The organism is Pseudonocardia sp. HH130630-07 (assembly GCF_001698125.1).
Classification (GTDB): domain Bacteria; phylum Actinomycetota; class Actinomycetes; order Mycobacteriales; family Pseudonocardiaceae; genus Pseudonocardia.
The window spans coordinates 5,782,093-5,799,535 of sequence record NZ_CP013854.1; the positions used below are offsets into that span (position 1 = coordinate 5,782,093).

Sequence of the window (17,443 nt, forward strand, 5' to 3'; positions counted from 1 at the left end):
CGCCGGTCACCGCAGGGCCTGCAACATCTCGTAGCCGGACCGGCCGTCGGTGAGCCGCCAGGACCGCATCCAGGCGTAGGTCTCGGCGAAACGCCGTTCGGTGAACGGGACGATGTGGGTGTAGCGGTGGTGGTCACGGCGCAGGTCGGCCGGGTCCAGCCGGTCACCGGCCTCGGCGGCGATCAGCGGCGCCCAGCGGTCGCGGTCGGCGTTGATCAGGTCCACGGCCCGGTTCACCGCTGCGCGGTAGGCCGCCTGCTGCTCCGCGGTCAGGTGCGGCGCGACGACCTGCGAGCCGCGGTAGGCGTAGCTGCCCAGCACGTGGGCGCCGCGGGCCAGCGCCGCGCTGAGGAAGGGCTCCATCAGCATGGTCGCCCGGGAGGTGCCGTCGAGCAGCGCGTCGAGCCGGTCGACCGGCCGGCCGCCGTGCACCAGGTCGATCCGCTGCCGGGGCACCGTCCCCTCCAGCAGGTGCAGTGCGGTGTAGTGCGAGCCGGTGTACTCGTTGATCGAGACCGGGACCCCGGCGACGTCGTGCGGCTCGTTGAGCCCGGGATCCAGGCTGACCAGCGCCTGGGCGACGACGGCAGCCCGCAGGTGCCCGATCCGGCCGCCGCGCGCGTCACGCTCCAGCCGGTCGATGCCGCCCCACTCGCACACGTTGTAGACGTCGGCGCGGGAGGCGGTGAACTGCGACTCCTTGTGCCGCACCGCGGGGTTGCGCCGGGTGTCGGCGGACCGGTCGCCCGGGTCCTCGAAACGGACCGACAGACCGGCCTCGGCGAACAGCCCCTCGGACACCGCGACCAGCTCGGGCAGGTCGAAGACGACGTGGTTGGGCGCCACCACGATCTCGTCACGCTCCGCTGTCATGTCCGCCTCCTCCCGGATCGGTGACGTCACCGTAAGGAGCAGCCGACAGGCCCGTCAACAGCGGCTTTGCGGGATGCGGGACACATTTCCACACTGTGCAATGTACGGACACGTGTCCAGACCGGCCGAGTTGTCCGGGCTGGTCAGAACTCCCCGAAGGCCATCGACACCGGCAGCCCCTCCAGCGCGTCGGCCGCGGACCGCACCAGCGCACCGACCTCGTCGAGGGCGTCCTCGGGCAGCCTGCTCACCGGCCCCTGGATCTCCACCGCCATCCGGACGACGTCACCCGTCGCGACGACCGGAGCGGCCACCGCGCGCAGCGCCTCGTCGTGCGGGTCGTCGAGCACGGCGTAGCCGCGGAACTGGGTGGTGAGCAGGTCGCTCTCGGCCGGCCAGGCGTCGGGGCCGCCGCGGCCGGACCGGGTGAGCACCGCGGCGGCCTCGTCGAGCGGGTCCGGTCCGAACGCGACGATCGCCATGCCGATCGCGGTCGCCAGCAGCGGCGTCCGCTCCCCCGGCCGGCCGGTGTAGCGCAGCGGACGGGTCGAGGGCACCGACAGCACGACCAGCACGTCGTCTCCGCGGCGCAGCCCGATGCTCGCCGTCTCACCGGTGCGGTCGGCCAGGTCCTTGAGCACGTCGGCGGCCTCCGGCACGCCGGAGGCACCGAGCGACCTGCGGGCCAGGCGCAGCAGCAGCGGGCCGGGCAGGAACCGGTCGGAGGTGGCGTCGCGGCACAGCAGGTTGCCGGACACCAGGGTGTGTGCGAGCCGGTGCACGGTCGACACCGTCATCCCGGTGATCTTGGCGATCTCCGTGGTGGTGAGGCCGCCGCCGCTGTCCACGACGAGGCCGAGCACCGTCGCCGCGCGGGCGACCGACTGGATCTCCGTACCGCGCGGGGCGGCGGCACCGTCGCGTGCGCGCCCCGTCATCGCAGGGCCCGGGACAGGGTTCTCGCCACCGGGTCACCGTAGTCCGGCGGGCGCCCCGCTCCCCCGCCGGTTGCACTCATGGAGCTTCGGCCCGGCGACACGAGGCCGAAGCTCCATGAGTACGACCGGGGGGTGGGTGCCGGGCGTGCGCGGGGCCGGTCTGTACGGACATCCGGCCCGGGGATCCCGTGGTGCGGACGCCCGGTTGTCCCGCCGGGGACGGCCGTGGTCACCTGCAGGAGTGACCGAGCGCGAGACGTCGCCCGGGCCGGAGACCGGACCTGGCCAGCTGCTCACCCGGCGCAGGCACGTCGACCTGTGCCGGCTCGACGGCTGCACCTGTCACTGACCCGCCACACCGTCGGCACCGCGTCCGTCCGGAGCGACTCCGGTACGACGCCCGGCCCGGGGACCGTGGGCACCGCGCCCGCCCCGGGTTCCGCACGTGCCCGGCCAGGGCCCCGTCGACGTCGCACGCACACCGCGCCGTTCGCTCCGCCGGTCGGCCCGGTCACCGTGCGCGACTCCGCCGGTCCGGGTCACGGCGCACGCCCGCCCCACCGGTGACCCGCGCCGCGTGCAGCCGGGCCCGGCAGCACGCGCGCGAAACCCTCTCGCCCCCCGTCCAGGGAGACACCCGTGTCATCGACCACCCTCGCCCCCACCGCCGGGGACCGCGGCCGCACCGCGGTCCCGGCCCCGGCCCGCCGCCCCCGACGGCGGCCCGACCTGCGACGGGCCCTCTCACCCGTCGCGATCGTCCTGCTGTGGCAGCTCGCCTCGTCCACCGGTCTGCTCGCGGAGGACGAGCTGGCCTCGCCGGTGCGGGTGGTGACCGCCGCCGTCGACGTCACGGTGAGCGGGGAGCTGCCCGAGGGACTGCTCGTCTCGCTCGGCCGGGTCGCGGTCGGGCTGGTGCTCGGCGTCGCCTCCGGTGTCGGGCTCGGCCTGCTGTCCGGGCTGTCCCGCTGGGGCGGATACCTGGTGGACCCGCCGGTGCAGATGCTGCGCACGCTGCCGCACCTGGGCCTGGTGCCGCTGTTCATCCTCTGGTTCGGCGTCGGCGAGCTGCCGAAGGTCCTGCTCGTGACGCTGGGGGTGCTGTTCCCGATGTACCTCAACGTGCACGCCGGGGTCCGCGGTGTGGACCCGAAGCTCCTGGAGGCCGCCTCGGTGTCGGGGTTCACCCGCGCGGAGCGGCTCCGGCACGTGGTGCTCCCGGCGGCGACGCCGTCCACCCTGACCGGACTGCGGCTCGCGCTCGGCATCGCCTGGCTGTCGATCATCGTCGCCGAGACCACGGCCGCCGACGCCGGGCTCGGTTACATGATCATGAACGCCCGGGAGTTCCTGCGGACCGACGTCATCGTCGTGGGGCTCGCGGTCTACGCCCTGCTCGGGCTCGGGACCGACGCGCTGGTCCGCCGCCTGGAACGGACCGTGCTGGCGTGGCGCCCGGCCGGGCCCGCGGGGGCCGACCGATGAGCGCCCGGGTCCGCGGCCTGGTCCGCGAGTTCGCCGACCGGCGGGTCCTCGACCGGCTCGACCTCACCATCGGCGACGGCGAGTTCGTCGCCCTGCTCGGCCGGTCCGGCTCCGGCAAGTCCACCCTGCTGCGACTGCTCGCCGGGCTCGACGACCCCCGGGACGAGGGTGTGGCCGGCACGGTGGAGGTCCCCGGCTCGGTGGCGGTGGCGTTCCAGGAGCCGCGGTTGCTGCCGTGGCGCTCGGTGCGCGCGAACGTCGCCATCGGCCTGCACCGCGACCTGGGCGGCGAGAGCACCGATGCGGTCGCCGACCGTGCGCTCGCCGAGGTCGGCCTGACCGACCGGGCCGGGGCCTGGCCGCTGACCCTGTCCGGTGGTGAGGCCCAGCGCGCCTCGCTGGCCAGGGCGCTGGTCCGCGAGCCGGACCTGCTGCTGCTCGACGAGCCGTTCGGCGCCCTCGACGCGCTGACCCGGATCACCATGCACCGGCTGGTGCTGGACCTGTGGCGCCGGCACCGGCCCGGCGTGCTCCTGGTGACCCACGACGTCGACGAGGCCCTGCTCCTCGCCGACCGGGTCCTCGTGCTGTCCGGCGGCCGGATCGGCACCGAGCACCGGCCCGGCGACCGGCCCCGTGACCCGGACCGGCTCTCGGCGCTGCGCCGCACGGTGCTCGACGAGCTCGGGGTGGCGGTCGACGATGCGGCGTGACCCGAGGTCCGCGGCCGCCACGGCCGGCGCGCGGCTGCGGACCACCGTCGCCGCGCTGGCGGGCGTGCTCGTACTCGCCGGGTGCTCGGGCGTCCCGGTGTCCCGGCCGCCGGTGCAACCGCCGGTCGACGGCGGCGCGCTCGCCGGGGTGACGCTCGTGGTCGGCGACCAGAAGGGCGGCTCGCAGTCGCTGCTGCGTGCCGCGGGGCTGCTGGAGGACCTGCCCTACCGGATCGAGTTCCGCACCTTCACCGCCGGGCCGCCGCTGATCGAGGCGGCCAGCGCGGGTGCGATCGACGTCGGCGGCACCGGCAACACCCCGGCCGTCTTCGCCACCGCCGCCCGGGCCCGGGTGCAGATCGTCTCGGCGAACCGCGGCAACGTCACCAGCGACGCCATCCTGGTGCGCGGTGACTCACCGCTGCGTTCGGTCGGGGACCTGCGCGGCGCCCGGGTCGCCGTCGGCAAGGGGACCTCGGCGCACGGCCAGCTGCTCGCCACGCTGGGCGCCGCCGGACTGACCCTCGACGACCTCGACCTCACCTTCCTCGCCCCCGCCGACGCCTACGGCGCGTTCCGCCAGGGCGACGTCGACGCCTGGGCGGTCTGGGACCCCTACACCGCGCAGGCCGAGCTGGACGACGACGCCCGCGTCCTCGCCGACGGCACCGGCACCGCGAACGGCTACGGCTTCCAGGTCGCCTCGAACGCCGCGCTCGCCGACCCGGCCCGCAGCGCCGCCGTCGCCGACTACCTGGCCCGGGTCGCCGCGGCCCAGACCTACTCCGACACCCACCGCGAGCAGCGGGCCAGGGTGTGGAGCGAGGAGACGTCGTTGCCGCAGGCGGTGACCCGGCGGGCCGTGGACCGCGGTCCGGACCTGCCGGTCCCGCTCGACGACACCGTCGTCGCGTCCCAGCAGGCGCTCGCCGACGCGTTCACCGACGCCGGGGTCATCCCCGGCCGGGCCGACTTCGGCGCGTTCGTGGACCGCAGGTTCGAGGAGTCCACGCTGCGGGCCGCCCGCGCCGGGATACCCGGCACCCCCACCGAGAGCCGAGGAGAACACCGATGACCGGCATCGTCCCGCACTGGTTCCTGCCCACCTCCGGCGACGGGCGCACCATCGTCGCCCGCCGGCACGCCGACCGCGGCGAGGCCGGGTCCGCGACCCGCGAGGCGGACATCGACTATCTCGCCCTGGTGGCCAGGGCCGCCGAGGCACAGGGTTTCCACGGCGTCCTCACCCCCACCGGGACGTTCTGCGAGGACGCCTGGCTGACGACGGCGGCCCTGCTGCGCGAGACCCGCACGCTGCGTTTCCTGGTGGCGTTCCGGCCGGGCGTGCTGTCCCCGACCCTGGCCGCCCAGCAGGCGTCGACGTTCCAGCGGCTCTCCGGCGGGCGGCTGATGCTGAACATCGTCACCGGTGGCGACGCCGTCGAGCAGCAGCGGTTCGGCGACCACGCCGACCACGACGAGCGCTACGCCCGCACCGACGAGTTCCTCTCGGTGCTGCGCGGCGCGTGGGGCGCCGAACCGTTCGACTTCACCGGCCGGCACTACGACGTCGTCGGAGCCAGCACCCTCGCCCCGCCGGACCCGGTGCCACCGGTCTACTTCGGCGGCTCGTCCGACGCCGCGCTCCCGGTCGCCGCCCGGCACTGCGACGTCTACCTGACCTGGGGCGAGCCGCCCGCCGCCGTCGCCGAGAAGATCGGCCGGGTCCGCAAGCTCGCCGACGACCTCGGCCGCAGCCCCCGGTTCGGGATCCGGCTGCACGTGATCACCCGGGACACCGCCGAGGAGGCCTGGGCGCAGGCCCAGGGACTGCTCGACGCGCTCGACCCGGACGAGATCGCCAGGGCCCAGGCGACCCTGCGCTCCAGCCAGTCGGTCGGTCAGCAGCGGATGGTCGCGCTGCACGGCGGCTCCTCCGACGACCTCACGATCGCACCGAACCTGTGGGCCGGGATCGGGCTGGTCCGGGGCGGCGCGGGCACGGCGCTGGTCGGCTCGCACACCGAGGTCGCCGACCGGATCGCCGAGTACCACGAGCTCGGGATCGACGAGTTCGTGCTGTCCGGCTACCCGCACCTGGAGGAGACGTACCGGTTCGGCGAGGGGGTGCTGCCGGAGCTGCGGCGCCGCGGCCTGCTCGCGCCGGCGCCGTAGCCGCGCACAAAACCCGCAAAGACCGTGGCCGCCGCACCGGCGGCGTACCTAGCTTCACGCCGTCCGCCCCGCACCGGGGGCGGCACGGAAGGAGCACGGCCGATGCGTTCGCACCATCCCGTCCGGCACTCGGTGTCGGTCCGCAGCGGGGACCCGGACGGCACCGTCGTCGCGCCGCACGAGTCGAGCTGCGCCGCCGGGACCGCCATGCTGGAACGGGGCGGCAACGCGGTCGACGCCGCCGTCGCCGCCGCGCTCGTCGCCGGGGTCGTCGAACCGACCGAGACGACGCTGGCCGGTTCCGGGTTCCTGCTGCACCACACCGCGGCCGGGGACACGTGGTCGGTGGAGTTCGGGCCGACCGCCCCGCTGCACGCGACCGGCACGATGTTCGACCTCGACGCCGGCGCGGCGAGCTCGCCGATCCTGGGGCTGGCCCCGGTGGTGGACGACGCCAACCTCGACGGCCCGCTGGCCTCCGGGGTGCCCCGGACGCTGCTCGGGTTGCTCACCGCCCAGGAGCGGTTCGGCGTCCTGGACCGGGAGACCGTGTGTGCCCCGGCCGTGCGCGCCGCCCACGACGGGTTCCCCGCCGACACCTGGTTCGTCACCAACGCGCTGGCCGACATCGGCCGGCTCCGGGCCGACGAGCAGGCCCGGCGCACCTTCCTCGACGACTCCGGGCCCCCGGTCGGCGCCGGATCGGCCGGTGTGTACGGCGCGACGTTCGGCTCCCGGCCGCGGGTCGTCCAGCCGGCGCTCGGCGACACGCTGGAGCGGGCCGCCGCACTGGGGCCGTCCGCGCTGACCGACGGCGAGATCGCGCGCCGGCTGCTGGAGACCGCCGGTGAGCGCGGCGGGCTGCTCTCCCCCGCCGACCTGCGGGCGGCCGGGCCGGCCGTCCGGCCGGCGCTGACCCTGCGCTACCGCGACACCGACGTGGCGGTCCCGGCCGCCCCGGGCGGCGGCTGGACCGAGCTGCAGATCCTCGCGACCTGGCAGGCGCTGCACCCGGACCGCACGGTGCCGACGAGCGACCCGGCACGGCTGCGCGAGCTGGCGCTGGTGCTGCGGCACGCCTTCGCCGACCGCTACCACTGGCACGGCGACCCGCAGGTCGTCCCCGTCCCGCTCGACGGGCTGCTCTCGGCACCGCACGCGCGGGGGATCGCCGGCCTCGTCCGGGACGACCTCGACGTCCCCGGCTGGCGGGACGGTCTCCCCTGGGTCACGTTCGCCGCCCGCGCCGCGCACGACCCGTGGCCGCACGACCCCGGGCGGGGCGACACCCCGGTCTGGCGGCCGGAGGGCGGGAGCACGCCGGGCAGCGGGACCACACACGTCTCGGTCGTGGACGGCGCGGGCAACTCCGTCGCCGTCACCCACACCGCGGCGAACCACTTCGGCAGCGGCATCCTCTGCCCCCGCACCGGGCTGCTGTTCGACTCGGCGATGGCCTGGTTCAACGCCGCGCCGGGTGCGGCGAACAGCATCGCCCCCGGCGCTCGGGCGCTGACCAACATGGGCCCGGTCCTGCTCAGCCGCGACGGCCGGGCTACGGCCGCGCTCGGCGCGTCGGGTGGCGCCGGATCGTCTCGGCGGTGGCCCAGCTGGTGCTCGGGCTCGTCGACGGGCGGCTGCCGGTCGAGGACGCGCTGGCCGCGCCGCGGATCGAGGGCAGCGGGCGGGAACTCGTGGTCGACGAGGCGCTCGGGCGGCTCGGGGCCGATCTCGCCGCGTTCGACCCGGTCCTCGTCGCGGCCTCGAACGAGCCGTTCGCGATGGATTTCGCACGGCCGAACGTCGCGGGCCACGACGCGTCCGGCCGGCCGGTGTCGGCGATCTCCACCCTCCACCACAACGACTGACGACGGACGGATACGATCCATGCACACCAGCACCGGCGGGCCGCAGCAGGCCGTCGCACGCGTCTCGGGCACCAAGGCGTTCCTCGTCTCGGGCCTGGGGACCGCGCTCGAGTACTACGACTTCCTCATCTACGGGCTCGCCGCCGGACTCGTGTTCAACGAGGTCTTCTTCCCTCCTCGGATCCGCTCGTCGGCACCATGTACGCGTTCGCGGCGTTCGGCACCGGCTTCTTCGCCCGCCCGCTCGGGGGTGTGGTGATCGGGCACTTCGGGGACCGGATCGGCCGCCGGAAGATGCTGATCCTCACCCTGATCACGATGGGGGTCGCGACCCTCGGCGTCGGCCTGCTCCCGACCTACGACCAGATCGGCCTGCTCGCGCCGGCGTTGCTGGTGCTGCTGCGCCTGGTCCAGGGCTTCGCAGCGGGCGGCGAGTGGGGCGGTGCGGCGCTGTTCGGCATGGAGAACGCCCCGGCGAACCGGCGCGGCCTGTGGGGCAGCTTCACCAGCGCCGGGATCGGCCTCGGCACGCTGCTGGGAACCGGCGTCTTCGCGCTGGTCAGCATCGGGTTCGACGGCGACCTGGGCGGCTTCGCCTGGCGGATCCCGTTCCTGCTCGGCGGGCTGCTCGTCGTGATCGGCCTGCTGGCCCGGCTCAGCATGCCGGAGGAGGAGCCCGCCCCGGCCGCCGCCGACGGGACGACCGCTCCGAAGGTCCCGCTGGTGGAGGCCGTGCGCCGGCGGCCGCGGGCGGTCCTGCTCGGGCTCGGCGTCAGCTACGGGTACAACACGATCGCCTACATCGGCTTCACGTTCTTCCTGTCCTACCTCACCGGGATCGGCTACGGCGCGACCGAGTCGCTGCTCGGGCAGCTCGCCTACAGCGCGGTCCTGTTCGGCTCGGCCCCGGCGTTCGCGCTGCTGTCGGACCGGATCGGGCGCCGCCCGACGATGACGATCGGCGGCCTCGCCACGATCGCGTTCCTGTTCGTGTACTTCCCGATGGTCGGGACGCTCGACGTCACCCTCGCCGTGCTGGCGTTCGCCGTCACCGGGCTGCTGACCGGCATCACCCAGGGGCCGATCCCGGCGTTCCTCGGCGAGCAGTTCCCGGCCCGGGTGCGCTACAGCGGGATGTCGGTGTCCTACCAGTTCGGGGCGGCGCTGGGCGGCGGGACGGCGTCGTTCGTCGCCACCGGGCTGCTCATCCTCGGCGACCACGACCCGACGGCGGTGGCGGTCTACGGTGCGTTCGCGATGGTCGTCCTCGTCGCCTGTTCGCTCGGGCTGCAGGAGACCGCGTTCCGCTCCACACGGCGGATCGACCAGGGATAACGACCAGGGGCACCGCCCACCGGCGACGAGGAGACGGACATGGCCACCGACGGCCCCACCCTGTCCGAGGTCGCCGGGCTGGCCGGGGTGTCGGTGTCGACGGCGTCGCAGGTCTACACCGGACGGCGGCCGGTCGCGAAGCAGACCCGGCGCCGCGTCCTGCAGGCCGCGGCGGAGCTGGGGTTCCGCCCCGGGCACGGCGCACCGGCCGTCGGGATCGTGATCCGGCCGTCGGAGGCGGTGAGCGGGTTCGCGTTCGGCACCGCGACGTTCTCCAACCTCGCCGGTGCGCTCGCGATCGGGTGCCTGGACCGGGGCTGGTCGGTGTTCACCGCGCGGACCGCGGCCGAGGTGCTGGAGCAGGTGCCCCGCCTCGACGGCTGCGTCGTGCTCTACCCCGGCGTCCGGGACGAGACGCTGGAGCTGCTGACCCGCCGCGGGGTCCCCACGGTCTCGCTCGACCCCGATCCCGGCGCCGAGGAGTTCCGGTGGTGGTCCGGCGTCGACTACCGGGGCGCCCTCACCGGGCTGCTCGACCACCTCGCCGACGGCGGGGCCGAGCGGATCGCCGTGCTGGTCGGCCAGACCGACAACGCCTACCGGCGGGCGCTGCTCTGGACCTACTCGACCGCGGTGACCCGCCGTGGGCAGGCACCGGTGCTGCGGGTCGCCGACAACGCCGAGGGCCAGCTGTCGGCCGTCGAGGTGGTACAGGCGTTGCTGGCCCGCCCGGAACGCCCGGACGCGATCGTCACCTCCTCCAGCGTGTTCGCCGCCGGGGCGGTCGCCGCGGCGGACCGGCTCGGGATCGACGTGCCCGGTGGGCTGATGATCGCCACCGCCACCGACGGGCCCCCCGCCGAGCGGTCCCGGCCACCGGTGACCGGCCTGCGGATCGACATCACCGCGGCGGCGAACCGGCTCGTCGAGCTGCTCTCGGCCCGGATGTCCAGCGACGGCGGCCCGCCGCAGCGGGCGCTGCTCCCGCTCGATCTCGTCGTGCGGGAGTCCACCCGGCGTCGGCGGTGACCGATTCCGGAACGGATTCCCGGCGACACCTGAATGGGTTGTCCGAATTGACTGAGGTGTTCTCAGTAGTGGTGGTCGTTCCGCTGCGACACGCCGAGGGAGTGGAGATGTCTAGGACATGGGGCAGGGCCCCGGTAGAGCAGTTGGTCGACCAAGATCAACGAACTCTCCGAGGCCCCGCATGTCCGATCCTGTCACCTACACCGCTGTCCTCCCGATCGGGGAGCACACCGTGGCCTACCTGGCTCGGCTTCTGGCCGCTCAACGCTGTCGCCGCGGTACCCGCCCCCGGCGGCGGGCGTTGACCCCGTTCGCCCAGGCAGTGCTGGTGATCCGCTGGTTCTGCGACGCCACCCGGGTCCGGCACCTGGCCCGCGACAACGCGATCAGTACCGCGACCACCTATCGCTACCTGCACGAAGGCATCGACGTCCTCGCCAGCGCCGCACCCGGGCTGCACGGTGCCCTGCTCGCCGCCCGCCTCGCCGGACACACCCACGTTCACCTGGACGGCACCCTGATCGCCACCGACCGCTGCCGCGCGCTCGGCCCCACCGCGGGGGTCGACCTGTGGTGGTCGGGTAAACACCACCGCCACGGCGGGAACGTCCAGGTCGTGTCCGCCCCGGATGGATGGCCGCTATGGACATCCCCGGGAAGACCCGGGCGCGAACACGACGTGACCTGTGCCCGAGCCCACCCCGGTCTGCTCGAAGACCTCGATCACTGGATCGATGATGACCACGCCGCGCTGGGCGATCTCGGCTACGAAGGTGAGGCCCACCGACTCACCGTGCCGATCAAACCCATCCCCGCCGGCGGCCGAACAGTCGATCAGCGCACCGTCAACAGCCTGCACTCAGCCACCCGAGCACTCGCCGAACGAGCAAACGCCCTGCTCAAGACCACCTTCGCAACGCTACAGCGAGTCACCCTCTGTCCCTGGCGCACCGGCGCGATCACCGCCGCCGCGCTCGTGTTACTCCACACCGAATACGACCGCACAACATGATCACCACGCTACTGAGAACACCTCACTGTGCCGCGTCGGCACAGTGAGCCTTTTTCAACCTGACCAGCGAGCTTCTGCGTCAGGAGATCGCGAAGGTTGCAGCGCAACTGCTCTGACCACAGCTGCACAGGTCACCGGCTCGCCAGCTCGGCGTCTGCACCCACACAACCAGGCCCCTGAGCTGCCGGAACGGCAGGTTGAAAAGGGCTCAGTGTCTGATGGCAGCACGGCGATCAGCTCGCCGGATCTGCAGGTCTCCCTCCGGGCCCGATACCGACCGGGCCCCGCACCTCACGAGGACGCCATGTCACACCCCCGCCACGACCGGCTCCGCAGCACCGCCACGATCACCGACGACCTGCGACCGGGGTGGCCGGAGCTGCTGGTCGGCCTGGCCGTGCTCGCACTCGTCGCCTACGGGACCGGACCGGTGCTGCTGAGGCCGCTCGGGCTGGACCCGGTACTCGATGGCCTGGCGTTCGCCGCCCTGTCCGGAATCGCCGGAATCGCGGGGTTCCTGGCCGCACTCGGACTCCGGATACGGATGCCGGCCGCTTTCGGCGTCCGCGGGACCACGCTGAAGTGGGTGCTCCTCGGAATCGGCGGCGGCCTGCTCGCCTTCGTCCTGACCCGGATCCAGTCGATCGTCGTCTTCGCGCTGGGGCTGCAGCCGGAGAACATCCAGGAGACCTACACCGAGGCCGGCAGCGGCGGGGCGTGGTCGCTGGCGCTGTCCCTGGCGTTCCTCGCGATCCTCACCCCGCTCGGCGAGGAGCTGGTCTTCCGCGGCGTGGTCACGAGCGCGCTGCTGCGCTACGGCGCCGTGGTCGGCGTCGTCGGCAGTGCCGTGGTCTTCGCCGCGATGCACGGGTTCAACATCGTCTTCTTCACCGCGCTGATCGTCGGGCTGATCGCCGGTGAGCTCCGCCGCCGCAGCGGTTCGATCTGGCCGGGCTTCCTCACCCACGTGGTCAACAACGCGCTGGCCCAGGGCGCGGCACTGCTGCTCGCCGGGGTCATCTGATCCGGCAGCGCCGCGCCCCGGGACCCGCCCGGGGCGGCTCGGGGCAGGTGGTGCGCGAGCTCGCGGCGGTGGCCGTCGGTACGGTCGCGACCGCCCGGAAGGGTGCTGCCCGACGGGCCGGCGGCGGGCTCAGCCGCGAACGACGGCGAAGTCCTGGTCCAGGCCCGCGAGGGCGGCGGCGATCCGGTCCCGGCTCGTCGTGATCCACTCGCCCTGCGCGGTCAGCCGGGTACCCGCCTCGGCGAGCATGCGCTCCAGCTCGGCGGGCTGCGACCCGCCGGGGGTCGCCCGGCCGTTGACGATGGCGACCGGGTCGAGTGCCGCGCGGAACCGCTCCTCGGTCAACGGCAGCTCCGGCGGGTACTCCGACCCGGCCACGGTCTCCCGGTAGATGCGCTGGGCCTCGGCGTACGGGAACTCCAGCGGACCGATCCCCCGGTCCCGCGCGACGGTGACGATCTCCGAGGCGACGTGGTGGCCCTCGCGGAACGGGAGGCCGTGGTCCCGCATGAGGATGTCGGCGACCTCCTGGGAGGTCGTCCAGTCGCTGTTGATCTCCTCGAGGGCGCGCGCGGGGTCGACGACGAGTGCCTTCAGCACGTCGTCGAGTCCGCGCAGGGTCGCGACCCCCGCGTCGACGACCTCGGCATTGTTGTCGACCTCCTTGGCGTCCGGCATGCCGGGGGTGACGTTGTGCGTCTGCAGGACCGGCCCCTGGGCCAGGGCCACGGCCTGCGACGCCGCGCTGCGGGTGTCGTTGAGCAGTCCCGGATTGCGCTTCTGCGGCATGGCCGACGAGGCGAACGTGGTGCCCTCCCCCTCCTCCAGCAGGATCCACGGCCGGGTCTGGGCGTACTGGGTCATGACGTCCTCGACGAGGTTCCCGCTGTGCAGGGCGATCGACGTGACGAGTGCCCCGACCTCGACGGGCTGGTCCATCGACGAGATCTGGGAGGCGTCGTAGGCGTTGTCGACCAGGGCGGAGAAACCGAGGTAGTCGGCCATCCGCTGCCGGTTCAGCGGCCAGCCGGTGCCGTTGAGGACCGTCGTCCCCATCGCGGACCGGTCGATCCTGGCGTAGGCCTCACGGATGCGCTGCGCGTCGCGCTCGAACCCGGCGGCGTGCCCGAGCAGGTAGTGCGCGTAGCTGTTGGGCTGGGCGGCGACGCCGTTGGTGTAGTTGGGCACGATCGTGCCCGTGTGCGCGGCCGCGAGGTCCACCATCGTCCGGGACGTGGTGTTCAGCTGGTCGGCGAGCTCCAGCAGCCCGTCGCGCAGGATCGCCGCTCGGTAGGTCGCGTGCATGTCCTGGCTGGAGCGGCCCGCGTGCAGCAGGGTCACGTCCGGTCCCCCGGCCTCGATGAGCAGGGGCTCGAAGGAGACGACGGTCGACGGCCGCTCGGCATCGGGCGCCGCGCCGTCGTCGATCACCGTCTGCAGCGCGGCGGCGATCCCCGGGGCCTTCGCCGGGTCCAGCAGTCCCTCCTGGCTGTTGATGACCGTCGTCGCCTTGTTGATCTCCGACAGCCAGAAGAACTCGTCACGTTCGGGTCCCGGAGCGGTGACGGCACCCCCGGTGGGCACGGTCTCGCGGGAATCGGGGCCCGGTGTGGCGGCGGTACCGGTCGAGACCAGCACCAGGGCCAGGGTGACGGGGAGGGCGAGAGCCCGCGTCCGTCGCCGTCCGGGCCGGGCCCGGGATCCGGTGTGTGGGCCGGACGTCGTCGTCGGACCGCTCATGGTTCGCCCCCTCGCGTCGCGATGCTGGTGCGAGACTCCCGGCCGCCCGGTACCGGTTCCAGCGGACGTCCGGATTCTTGGGCTGCACTTGGGGTGCGCCACCACCGGGTGATGGCTGTGACCACGGTCACCGCGGCATCGTTTGACCATGCCGTGGGGGCATGCCGTGTGCTGGAGGTGCGGCGGGCGAATGGTCCGGAACGCGGGGAACGCCCGATCCGATGCGCCAGGTGGGTGAAGGAGAGAACATGTACGACACGATCGTCGTCGGTGCGGGGTCGGCCGGGGCCGCCGTCGCGGCCCGGCTCAGCGAGGACGCCGACCGGCGCGTGCTGCTGCTGGAGGCCGGACCGGACTACCGCTCCGCGGACACCACCGCCGACCTGCGCAGCGTCGAGCCCGGCAAGATCAAGCTCGCCCTGGAGCTGGCCGCGACGCACACCTTCCCGGACCTGGTGGCGACGCGGTCGTCGGCGCAGCAGCCGTTGCCCTACGTCCGTGGCCGCGGGGCGGGCGGCAGCTCGGCGATCAACGGACTGTTCGCCATCCGCGCCACCCGGGAGGACTTCGACGGCTGGGCCGCGCAGGGCGCCACCGGCTGGGGCCTCGACGACGTCGCGCCGCTGCTCAACGCGCTGGAGAACGACCAGGACTTCCCCGGCGAGCCGTACCACGGGGCGAGCGGGCCGACCCCGATCGTGCGGCCCCGCCGCGAGGACTTCGCGACGATCGAGTCGGCGGTCGACCGGATCACCGAGCGCCTGGGCCACCCGTGGGCGCCCGACCACAACGCGCCGGGGTCCACCGGGGTGTCGCCGTACGCCTACAACAGCTTCGGCACCGAACGCGTCTCCACCAACGACGCCTACCTCGAGCCCGCCCGCGAGCGCCCCAACCTGGAGGTGCGCGGCGGCGTCCTCGTCGACCGCGTCCTGTTCTCCGGTGGCCGGGCCGTCGGCGTGCGGGCACTGGTCGACGGCACGGCCGTCGAGTTCCGGGCCGCCGAGATCGTGCTCTCCGGCGGGGCGATCCACTCCCCCGCGATCCTGCAACGCTCCGGGATCGGACCGGCCGACGAGCTGCGCGCCCTCGGCATCGACCCGGTCGCCGACCTCCCGGTCGGCCACGGGCTGCAGGACCATCCCGGCATCACGCTGGTGCTGGGCCTGAACGAACCGGCCGACTACCGCGGTCGGCCCGAGCGCGGCCAGCTCTGCGTCCGGTTCGACACCGGCGTCGGCGACGAGCGCAACGACGGGATGCTGGCCACCCCGGGTGCGCTGGGCATCGGCGTCCCGGCGGGCGGCGTCATCGGCTGGGTCAACCGGGTCACCTCGACCGGCCGGGTCCGCATCGCCGGCACCGATCCGGCACTCGACCCGGCGGTCGACTTCGACATGCTCTCCGCACCGGAGGACATGCTGCGGTTCCGGGCCGTGGTGGACGAGCTGCGCCGGATCGCCGCGCAGCCGGAGCTGAAGGAGATCGCCGCCTTCACCGCGCTCGGCACCGAGCTGGTCTCCCCCGAGACCCCGATGACCGACGACGAGTTCGCCCGCTTCGCCCTGGCCAACGTCATCGACACCGTGCACGCGTCCGGCTCCTGCCGGATGGGCTCCCCGGACGACCCGGAGGTCGTCGTCGACCCGCAGGGCCGGGTGCTCGGCGTCGAGGGGCTGCGGGTGGCCGATGCCGCCGTCCTGCCCTGGGTGCCCCGGGCCAACACCAACCTGACCGCCATCCTCGTCGGCGAGAAGATCGCCCGCGACATCCGACTCGGGAGCACCTCGTGACCGGCACCGTGCAGACCACCGACCAGCCCACCGCCCACACCGGCACCGTCCGGGAGCTGGTCGCCGGGACCGCCGGGGTACCCGGCCGCGAGCTGGCGACCGTGCTCACCGACCCGGACACCGGGGCGGCGCTGGGTCCGCAGCGGGCCAGCACCCCGGACAGCGTCGAGCGGGCACTCGCGACCGCACGGGCGGTGCACGAGGACGGCACCTGGTCGGCGCTGCCCGCCGCGGAGCGGGCCGCCGCGGTGCGCGTGCTCGCCGCCGAGCTGACCGCCCGGGCCGACGCGCTCGGCCGCGCCGACAGCCTCGACAGCGGCGCGCCGCAGGGGCTGACGACGCTGCTCGTCTCCGCCGTCGCCGGGGGCATGGAGGGGGCCGCGGCCCGGATCGAGAACGGCTTCGGGCACGTCGAGCAGGCGTCCGCGGTCGGCACGGTGGACCAGTGGCAGCTCCCGTGGGGCCCGGCCGCGGTGTTCCTGCCGTGGAACGCACCGTCCGTCACCGCGATCACGAAGACCGCCGAGGCGCTGGTCGCCGGAGCCCCGGTGCTGATCAAGCCGTCGGAGTGGGCACCGCACTTCTCCGGCCCGTTCGCCGAGGCGGTCGCCGCGGCGCTGCCCGACGGCGTCGTGCAGATCGTGCACGGCGACCGGGAGGTGGGCGCCGCGCTGGTCGCGGACCCGCGGGTCGCCGCGGTGGTCTACGTCGGCGGCGTCGAGGGCGGGCGGGCCGTCGCGCAGGCGTGCGCCCGCGACCTCAAGCCGGCCGACCTGGAGCTGTCCGGCAACAACCCGGTGCTCGCTCTGCCCGACGCCGACCCGCGCACCGTCGTCGAGCAGCTGGTGCCGGGCATGCTGATGCTCAACGGGCAGTGGTGCGCCGGTCCGCGGCGCCTGGTCGTCCCCGCGGACCGCGCGGCGGACTACCGCACCGCGCTCGCGGAGGCGCTCGACGCCGTCGCGATCGGGCCCAGCACCGACCCGGCGACCGGCCTGGGGCCGCTCGCCCACGAGCCGCACCGCCGCCGGATCGAGGAGCAGCTGGCGGAGTTCGCCGCGCGGGGGTGCGAGGTCCACCGGCACGGCACGGTCCCGGACTCCGGCGGCCACTTCGCCGCACCCGCCGTCGTGCTGGCCGACGCCGCGCCGGACCTGACCGACGAGGTCTTCGGCCCCGTCCTGCTCCTGCGGACCTACCGCGACACCGACGAGGCCGTCGCCGTGGCCAACGACCACCCGTACGGGCTGTCCGGCTATGTCTTCTCCGCCGACCGCGACGCGGCCCGGGTGATCGGGCGGCGGCTGCGCGCCGGGACCGTGACGGTCAACTCGGTGCTGGCCGGTCCGGCCGACGTGACCCGGGTGGGGAGCCTGTGGGGCGTCAGCGGCAGTGGCCGGATGGGGGCGGGGCAGGGCGCGGAGTTCCTCACCGGGTACCGCTCGGTGGGCTGAACCG

14 protein-coding genes are annotated in these 17,443 nt (G+C 74.2%); 11 read left to right on the forward strand and 3 right to left on the reverse strand.

All coding sequences use genetic code 11. The features are described 5' to 3' along the window. Positions 1-6: 6 nt before the first annotated feature. On the reverse strand, positions 7-873 hold the full coding sequence (locus AFB00_RS27285; RefSeq protein ID WP_068800727.1) for an ABC transporter substrate-binding protein: 867 nt from the start codon (positions 871-873) through the stop codon (positions 7-9). Between the two features lie 143 nt (positions 874-1,016). Further along, positions 1,017-1,811 carry an IclR family transcriptional regulator gene (locus AFB00_RS27290; RefSeq protein WP_068799561.1) on the reverse strand — a complete coding sequence of 265 codons (795 nt, stop codon included), beginning with the start codon at positions 1,809-1,811 and terminating at the stop codon, positions 1,017-1,019. 639 nt (positions 1,812-2,450) lie between these two features. On the opposite strand from AFB00_RS27290, the gene AFB00_RS27295 reads away from it, so the two are divergent. The 9 genes from AFB00_RS27295 (at position 2,451) to AFB00_RS27330 (ending at position 12,452) form a co-directional block, all read left to right on the forward strand. Next, the gene (locus AFB00_RS27295; protein ID WP_068799562.1) at positions 2,451-3,296 is read left to right on the forward strand and encodes an ABC transporter permease; all 846 of its coding nucleotides are present in this window, start codon (positions 2,451-2,453) and stop codon (positions 3,294-3,296) included. Beyond that, entirely contained in the window at positions 3,293-4,009 is a 717-nt protein-coding gene (locus tag AFB00_RS27300; protein WP_068800728.1) for an ABC transporter ATP-binding protein, read from the forward strand. The genes AFB00_RS27295 and AFB00_RS27300 overlap by 4 nt, the downstream gene beginning before the upstream one ends. Next, entirely contained in the window at positions 3,999-5,084 is a 1,086-nt protein-coding gene (locus AFB00_RS27305) for an ABC transporter substrate-binding protein (protein ID WP_068799563.1), read from the forward strand. Before AFB00_RS27300 ends, AFB00_RS27305 begins: the two co-directional genes overlap by 11 nt. Continuing rightward, positions 5,081-6,184, forward strand: coding sequence for an LLM class flavin-dependent oxidoreductase (locus AFB00_RS27310; protein WP_068799564.1), 1,104 nt, complete (start codon positions 5,081-5,083; stop codon positions 6,182-6,184). The genes AFB00_RS27305 and AFB00_RS27310 overlap by 4 nt, the downstream gene beginning before the upstream one ends. Before the next feature lie 102 nt (positions 6,185-6,286). Next, on the forward strand, positions 6,287-8,311 hold the full coding sequence (locus AFB00_RS32435) for a gamma-glutamyltransferase (RefSeq protein ID WP_197519674.1): 2,025 nt from the start codon (positions 6,287-6,289) through the stop codon (positions 8,309-8,311). Continuing rightward, entirely contained in the window at positions 8,251-9,387 is a 1,137-nt protein-coding gene (locus AFB00_RS27315; RefSeq protein WP_197519675.1) for an MFS transporter, read from the forward strand. The genes AFB00_RS32435 and AFB00_RS27315 overlap by 61 nt, the downstream gene beginning before the upstream one ends. Before the next feature lie 39 nt (positions 9,388-9,426). Then, positions 9,427-10,416, forward strand: coding sequence for a LacI family DNA-binding transcriptional regulator (locus AFB00_RS27320; RefSeq protein WP_068799565.1), 990 nt, complete (start codon positions 9,427-9,429; stop codon positions 10,414-10,416). 181 nt (positions 10,417-10,597) lie between these two features. Beyond that, the gene (locus AFB00_RS27325) at positions 10,598-11,428 is read left to right on the forward strand and encodes an HARBI1 family protein (RefSeq protein ID WP_068796054.1); all 831 of its coding nucleotides are present in this window, start codon (positions 10,598-10,600) and stop codon (positions 11,426-11,428) included. Positions 11,429-11,732: 304 nt separating this feature from the next. Next, the gene (locus AFB00_RS27330; protein ID WP_068799566.1) at positions 11,733-12,452 is read left to right on the forward strand and encodes a CPBP family intramembrane glutamic endopeptidase; all 720 of its coding nucleotides are present in this window, start codon (positions 11,733-11,735) and stop codon (positions 12,450-12,452) included. Between the two features lie 129 nt (positions 12,453-12,581). On the opposite strand, the gene AFB00_RS27335 is transcribed toward AFB00_RS27330, so the two are convergent. Continuing rightward, entirely contained in the window at positions 12,582-14,090 is a 1,509-nt protein-coding gene (locus tag AFB00_RS27335) for an argininosuccinate lyase (protein WP_197519676.1), read from the reverse strand. Positions 14,091-14,440: 350 nt separating this feature from the next. Between AFB00_RS27335 and AFB00_RS27340 the strand changes: the two genes are divergently transcribed. Together AFB00_RS27340 and AFB00_RS27345 are read left to right on the forward strand one after the other, a co-directional pair. Then, entirely contained in the window at positions 14,441-15,985 is a 1,545-nt protein-coding gene (locus AFB00_RS27340; RefSeq protein ID WP_197519677.1) for a GMC family oxidoreductase, read from the forward strand. Then, complete coding sequence (locus AFB00_RS27345) at positions 15,982-17,439, forward strand: aldehyde dehydrogenase family protein (RefSeq protein WP_068799568.1); 1,458 nt, start codon at positions 15,982-15,984, stop codon at positions 17,437-17,439. The genes AFB00_RS27340 and AFB00_RS27345 overlap by 4 nt, the downstream gene beginning before the upstream one ends. Positions 17,440-17,443 lie beyond the last annotated feature (4 nt).